General features: G+C 66.1%; 4 protein-coding genes. 1 reads left to right on the top strand and 3 read right to left on the bottom strand.

Annotated features, from left to right (window positions below; all coding sequences use genetic code 11):
* Window positions 1-720 precede the first annotated feature (720 nt).
* Both AC1D2H_RS24170 and pulA read right to left on the bottom strand, forming a co-directional pair.
* The gene (locus AC1D2H_RS24170) at window positions 721-1,305 is read right to left on the bottom strand and encodes a PEP-CTERM sorting domain-containing protein (protein WP_478012704.1); all 585 of its coding nucleotides are present in this window, start codon (window positions 1,303-1,305) and stop codon (window positions 721-723) included.
* On the bottom strand, window positions 1,302-4,901 hold the full coding sequence (pulA, locus tag AC1D2H_RS24165; RefSeq protein ID WP_478012703.1) for a pullulanase-type alpha-1,6-glucosidase: 3,600 nt from the start codon (window positions 4,899-4,901) through the stop codon (window positions 1,302-1,304). Before pulA ends, AC1D2H_RS24170 begins: the two co-directional genes overlap by 4 nt.
* Window positions 4,902-5,197: 296 nt before the next feature.
* Here pulA and AC1D2H_RS24160 point away from each other — a divergent pair, with 296 nt between their 5' ends.
* A complete protein-coding gene (locus tag AC1D2H_RS24160; protein WP_477937267.1) occupies window positions 5,198-6,415 on the top strand; it encodes a tetratricopeptide repeat protein in 1,218 nt (405 codons plus the stop codon).
* A 7-nt stretch (window positions 6,416-6,422) separates the two neighbouring features.
* Here AC1D2H_RS24160 and AC1D2H_RS24155 read toward each other — a convergent pair whose 3' ends face one another.
* On the bottom strand, window positions 6,423-6,749 hold the full coding sequence (locus tag AC1D2H_RS24155) for a YkgJ family cysteine cluster protein (RefSeq protein ID WP_477937269.1): 327 nt from the start codon (window positions 6,747-6,749) through the stop codon (window positions 6,423-6,425).
* Between the last annotated feature and the right edge of the window lie 41 nt (window positions 6,750-6,790).

Raw genomic sequence — 6,790 nt, 5'->3', positions numbered from 1 at the left:
CACCAACTTGGCCTTGCCGGCTCGTTGACGCCATGAACCGCAAAAACGTTCTTGGCGAGGTCGATACCCACGGTCAGAATCGTCATGGACTTCCCCTTCCGAATGAGTTGATGAGAGATCGCACTTCCCATCGTGGCACCTGGTTGCCGTTTGCCGCAATGCGGCTAGTTCGGGACGGGGAAGTCCCTTTCATTCGTTAGGCGGCATCAAATGCGTCTCCGCGCGATCATGGAAGCAATCTGCCGCTTTCTACTTCGTTCGCCGCTTCTGTTCGTCGCACTCTTCTACGTCGGTGTTGCTCTAGCCGCCGTTGTGCAAGTGTTCTTGCTAGCCACCTCTATACAGATGAGCCCGCTAGCCAGTCACATTGCTCTTGCCGCTTTCGCTCCACTAGTCTTCATCGCGCCAGCATGGGGAATCTGTCGGGCTGCCTGGCTTCTTGCTCACAGCAGGAAAAAAGTTGAAAGCCTGTGTGCTCTCCTGTTTTCCTTGCCACTCGCACTTGCGATATACGGTTCAATCAAGCGTGCCTCAGTAGCACCGCGAGGTGGTAGCCAAGCCAGTAAGCAGGTAGTTCAATCCGCGATGAGAATGCCGCCTAACCCTTCCATCGAGAGGACGCTTTCCGGCCTACGGCCCCCAAGCGCCTCTCATGTCAAACGTTGAGCGAAAAAGGGCCTTGGCAAACGCCAAGCCCTTTGCTTTTGTGCCGCTCGGCAGTCAGTTGCGACGAATACGCCGCACGTTCGCAAGGCCCAGACCCAGCAGCACCAGCGTGACGCTGGCCGGCTCCGGGACCGCCCCCATGCTGACCCCAAACATCAGATTCCCGCCGATCCACTGCCCTTCGGCCACGCCGGTGCCAAAGTCCTTGAAGCCCTCGCTGAACTCCAGCCGCAGCAGGCCGTCGGCGCCCACGCTCATGCCATAGGCCGACAAGTCCAGCGAGCCGCTGTAGCTGCCGGCGCCGCTGGAAAAGTCCGCGCCGCCCGGCGTGAAGGTGAGCAGATTCAGTCCGCTGGAGTCGCCGAAGCTGACCTGCATCTCGGCCAGCACGCTGGGGGCGAAGGCGTTCAGTTCCAGGGCCCAATCGAGCGAAGTGAGCAAGGCATTGGCGCCCACGTCGATGAGCCAGACGACATTGCCCGCCTCGCCTTGCAGATTGATGCTCTGCGCGCCGCTGACGTCGACGGCGACGGCCGCAGCCTGGGCGGCCCCGCCGGCGAAAAGGCCCGCGACGGCGAGGGTGGCCGCGGCGGCCAGGTGGTGGAACTGGTTGTACATCTTCATGGTGGTGGCTTTCATTGGGCAGCGGCGGCGGAGCGGACGACGAAGACGACGGCGGTGCGGGCCGGCACATTGAAGCTGCCGGTCGCGCCGTCGAAGCTGGCCTGCTTGGCGCGCCAGTCGGCGGCGGTCGCGGTGGTGTGCACGGGGTGCAGTTCCAGTGCGTGGCCGGCCAGCGTGGGCAGCGTCAGCTGCTTGGCGGTCTTGTCGACGTTGATGAGGTAGACGAGTTCATCGAAGTTGGCGCCGGGGTAACCCACACCATTGAGCCGGCCGACCAGCACGGTGGCTTCCTGGTTGGAGCCGGTGTTCAGGAAGCTCAGGCGTGCCTTGATGTCCTCGGCCGTGCGCAGGCGCAGCAGCGTGCTGCTCTTGCGGATGCGCAGCAGGTCGCGGAAGGCGTCGCGTGTCCAGGCGATGTCGTTGGCATGGGGCTTGATCAGCGGGTTGGTCAGCAGCGGGCGGGCGAGGTTCCAGTTGTCGCCGTTGTCGCGCGAGGGCGGCAGGCCGACGCCGAAGTTGTTGTCGGCATAGCTCCAGTCCAGGCGGTTGAACCAGTCGCCGCTGTCATAGCTGTTGCGGTCCAGGCTCTTGCTGCGCAGCGTGTCCACGCCGGCGTGGAAATAGGCCACGCCCTGGCTGAAGGCATTGATGGCGCTGGCCAGGATCTGCACGCGTGCACGGTCCTCCTTGCTGGTGCCGGTGGGCAGGCGGAAGGCGTTGTTGTCGAACAGGGTCAGGTTGTCGTGGTTCTCCACGTAGTTGACGACTTCGCCGGGTTCCAGCACCCAGCCGGCCGGGATGCCGCCGACGTCGATCTGGTCCAGGCGCAGGTTGGCGTCCCAGCTCGTCTGCATCTGGAAGCTGCGGATGGAGCCGGCCAGCGAGGCCTTCAGGCGGTCGGCCTGCCACATCAGCGTGCCGCGGTTCTGGCCCGAAGCACTGGCGTTGGAGTCGTAGAAGTAGCCGTTGACGTAGCCCTGCTCGCTGACCAGCGCGTTGCCGCTGTCGCARCAGCCGCCACCGCGCACCGCGTCGCGGATCAGCGGGTTGAAGCTGCCGATGCCGGAACCGTTCAGCGACAGCATCTCGGCCTGCACGAAGCGCGCGCCGTTGGCCACTTCGCCGAAGTTCCAGCCCTCGCCGACGATCTGCACGTCGCGGCCGGTGGCGACCTTGACGCGCGCCTTCAGCGCCTCGATGACCGAGCGCGGGTGGTGGCCCATGATGTCGAAGCGCAGCGAGCTGATGCGGTAGTCGCGCGTCCAGGTAACGGCCGAATCGATCATCAGCTTGGCCATCATCAGGTTCTCGGCCGCGGTGTTCTCGCAGCAGGTCGAGCGCTCGATGCCGCCGGTGGCGTTGTAGCGGAAGTAGTAGTTGGGCACGACCTTGTCGAGCACCGAGCTGGCGTTCTGGCCGGACGAGGTGGTGTGGTTGTACACAACGTCCATGCCCACGCGCAGGCCGGCGGCGTTGAGGGCCTGCACCATGCGGCGGAATTCGACGACGCGGGCGAGCGGGTCGTTGGCGTTGCTGGAATAGCTGCCCTCGGGCGTCGTGAAGTGGTAGGGGTCATAGCCCCAGTTGAAGCAGTCGGTGCCGGCCGTGGCGGCGACCGCGGCTTGCTGCGATTCGCTGTCGGGGGCGCCGCTCGCTGCACCGATATTTGGCGTCACGCAGCTCTTCTCGTTGACGCTGGCGAGGTCGAAGACGGGCAGCAGGTGCACGTCGGTCAGGCCGGCGGCGGCCAACCCGGCCAGGTGCTTCATGCCGTTGGACTGGCTTTCCGCGAAGGCCAGGTATTTGCCGCGCCTGGCGGCGGGCACGGTGGCATCGTTGATCGAGAAGTCGCGGACGTGCAGCTCGTAGATGCTCAGGTCCGACGGCGCGGCCACGGTGGTGGGCGGTGCGCTCTGGTCCCAGCCGTTGGGCTTGGTGGCCTGGGCCTGCAGGTCCATGACGACGCTCTGCTGGCTGCCCAGCGTCAGGCCGAGGGAGTAGGGGTCGGTGACGAGGTTCTTCACCAGGCCGGTGCCCTTGACGAAGACCTGCACCTGGTAGCGGTAGGTGGCGCCCTGCAGATGGCCTTGCTTGCTGAGGCTCCAGACGCCGGTGGCGGCGTCGCGCGCCATGGGCTCGGTCGTCGTGCGGGTCAGGCCCGAGTTGCCCAGGGACGTCGTCAGCACCAGGGACACGTTCTGCGCGGTGGGCGCCCAGAGCTTGAAGCTGGTGTTGCCGTTGCTGGCGACGGCGCCCAGGTCGGGCACGTTGTTGGCAGCGGCGTAGAGGTCGTCCAGCGCGCCGGCGATCTGGGCGGTGGTGGCGTTCTGCACCTTGCCGTTGGCGTCTTCCTGCACGAGGACGAGCTGCTGCTGGTGCAGGGCGGGCAGGCGGGCGATGTCGGCAGCGCGAACGTTGAAGACGGTGCCGCTGGCCACGTACTTGAAGCGCAGCGCATCGGCGGCCGGCACATTGCCGTTGAAGGCATCGAGGGTGATGTAGCCGTCGGCGCCCTGAACGGGGGCTTCGAGGCTCACGCTGATCTGGCCCGTGGCCGAGTAGTAGAGGCGCACGGGGCTGGAGGTCGCCAGGCGCGGCCACTTCACGAGGCTCTTGTTCAGCCACACGGCGCGGGCATCGGTGCTGGAGGCCTGGCGCAGGTCCGGCGGCGCGGTGTAGACGGTCGCGTCACGTTCCACCAGCCAGATCTGGCCGACCTGGTTCTGGATGCTCAGCGCGGCGTACTCGACGTGGATGTTGTCGTTGCGGCCGTCCTTGTCGTTCTCGTTGGGCGGCATGCCGTGGATGATGAATTCCAGGCTCTTGCGGTTCACATCGCCTTGCGGGTTCAGCACGGGGATGTCGAACACCACTTCGCCGTCGCCCACCGCGTAGCCGGGCATGTTGCTCAGCGGCACGGGCTGGCCCCAGTTCTCGATGTTGACGCCCGCGGGCAGGGCCGGGGCGTTCAGGCCGCTGCCGTTCCACAGGTGCAGGCCCCAGTTGGTGTAGCCGCTGTCGAAGCGCTTGTAGTGCACGCGCAGGGTCTTGATGTCGGGCACCGGCAGCAGCAGCGGGTTGCTGGCATAGCTGGTGCTGTCGCCCTGCAGGCGCCAGATCTCGTTGGCGCCCGCCTGCAGCACATAGCTCTGGTCGGCGCCGCCGTTGTCCTTGTTGTCGCCGTTGTGCAGCAGGAAGCCGACGCTGCCGCTGCCCGCGGCCAGCGGCACGTCGTACCAGACGCCGAAGTCGTCGCTGCCGGCGGCGTTCCAGCCGCCGTTCCAGTTCGGGCTCTGGGCGGCATTCCAGGTGTGGATCTGCCAGCCGGCATGGTTGCCGTCGGCGCGACGGTAGTGGACCCGCAGCGAGGTGGCCGGCGCGCCGGGCGTGGCCACCGCGGCGATCTTGGCGCGCAGCACTTGTTGCGCGGCTGGCACCCCGGCCAGCAGTTCAACGCCGTCGTCCGCGGCCGCCGCGCTGCTGACGCTGCTCATGGCGTCCGGCGACGCGGCACTGCCGCCGCCACACCCGCCCAGCAACGCCATGGCACCGATGGCCACCCCCGCAATCGCCTGGCGTACCTGCCGCCCCCAAGCTGTCCATGCCTTCATGTCCGTGCACTCCTTTGAATGGCGCGGATGCTATTGAAGTAAAACTACACAAGGAAGCTGGTGAAATCCCGAGGAGAAATTCACGAACTGCGCCTAGGCGAATGGCGATTTATCTGGGAACTTAGGAAATGATTTTGACTGCGTTGTAGTTTTATTTCTATATCGGGTGCCGAAAATTCAGGGAGCTCACGCAAGATGTGACGGTGTTGGAAATCGTGAGGATGACTCACGACAGTCGGGCGGCGCCGGACTAAGCTTGATGCAGGAGACTGCAGCCCCAGAGCAGGAGAACTGCCATGAACAAGATCCGTACCCTGTGCACCGCGCTGACCGTGGTGGCGACCCTGGCCGCGCTGAGCGGCTGTGCCGTCGAGACCAAGCCGCCGCCGAGCGCCGATGTCTTCGTCGACTCGGCCTTCAAGCCGGCCAGCGTGCGCATCGATGTGCAGGAGGCCCTGGCGCTGAGCCCGGCAATGAAGCGCTTCGCCGAGACCGAGATGGCCAGCGAGATCCGCAACAAGGGCATGCGCGACGGTCTCATCGACGCCCTCTACACCAAGGGCCGGTTGCAGCTGGACTACGACGCCGAGGTCACCCGCACGGCCGCCGAGGCCTTCGAAGCCCGGCGCGGCAACTGCATGTCGCTGGTGCTGATGACGGCGGCCTTCGCCCGTCACCTGAACATGCCGGTGCGCTTCAACAGCGTCTTCCTGGAAGAGAGCTGGACCCGCTCCAACGGCATCTTCTTTGTCGCCGGCCACGTCAACATCAGCCTGGCCAGGCCATTGGCGACGACCGGCCGTTCCGTGTTCGGCGACCCCGAACTGCTGACCATCGACTTCCTGCCGCCCGACCAGGTGCGTGGCCATCGTGGCCGCGTCGTCGACGAGTCCACCATCCTGGCGATGTTCCTGAACAACCGCGCCGCCGAGGCCCTGACGGTGGGACAGATCGACGATGCCTATTGGTGGGCGCGCGAGGCCATCCGGACCGACTCCCGCTGGCTGTCGGCCTACAACACGCTGGCCGTGCTCTACCGCCGCAAGGGCCTGATGGACCGCGCCGAGGCGACGCTGCGCCTGGTGCTGGACCGCGAGCCGCTCAACACCCAGGCCATGTCCAACCTCATCCTGGTGCTCAGCGACACCGGTCGCCGCGAGGAGGCCCTGGTCTATTCCAACCAGCTCGCCCAGATCCAGCCGGTGCCGCCCTACAAGTTCTTCGACGAAGGCCTGGCGGCGATGCGCGTCGGCGAGTACGCGACCGCCCGGCAGTTCTTCCGCAAGGAGCTGGCGCGCGCGGCCTATGTGCCCGAGTTCCATTTCTGGCTGGGCCTGGCCAACTACGGCATGGGCGATGTGTCCGGTGCACGCGGCGAGATCGCCAAGGCACTGGAGAACAGCGCTACGGTCAAGGACCGCGAGATGTATGGCGCCAAGCTGGCCTGGTTGAACGAGATGCGTGAGCAGCAGCGCCAGCGCACGCCGTTGATGCGCAACGGCGCCGGCTCCTAGTCAAGGGCTAGATCGGCGGGAGCCCGTGGCGCGCTCGGGCTCGGGCGCAGGCATCGTCACCAATGCCCATGGGCGCACGTTCGCCGAACTCGCGGCAGGGCGAGGGTCGCCACTCGTGGATGCCGCAGCTGGCCTTCACGCCCACCTTGCCGCTGAGCGCCGCGCAGCGCGGCTGGGCGTGGTCGGTGCCGCGCATGCGCACGAGGCGGCCCGTCAGTTCAACGGCCAGCCCGTCGGGCACGCGGCCGCCCTCGCTCTCCAGCTCGCTGCGGTCGAAATCGACCCGAAAGCTCGCGCAGCAGGCGCCGCAGCTCAAACAGGGGTTGTCACTCATCCAGCCAGTGTAGGCAGCGGTGAGACACTGGATCGATCCCA

The organism is Roseateles sp. P1_C1_2 (assembly GCF_056406535.1).
This window is presented reverse-complemented; position numbering and strand designations above follow the sequence as displayed.

Coding starts and splice junctions, on each gene's coding strand:
- AC1D2H_RS24170 (WP_478012704.1), bottom strand. CDS start 1,305: ATGAAAGCCACCACCATGAAGATGTACAACCAGTTCCACCACCTGGCC.
- AC1D2H_RS24160 (WP_477937267.1), top strand. CDS start 5,198: ATGAACAAGATCCGTACCCTGTGCACCGCGCTGACCGTGGTGGCGACC.
- AC1D2H_RS24155 (WP_477937269.1), bottom strand. CDS start 6,749: ATGAGTGACAACCCCTGTTTGAGCTGCGGCGCCTGCTGCGCGAGCTTT.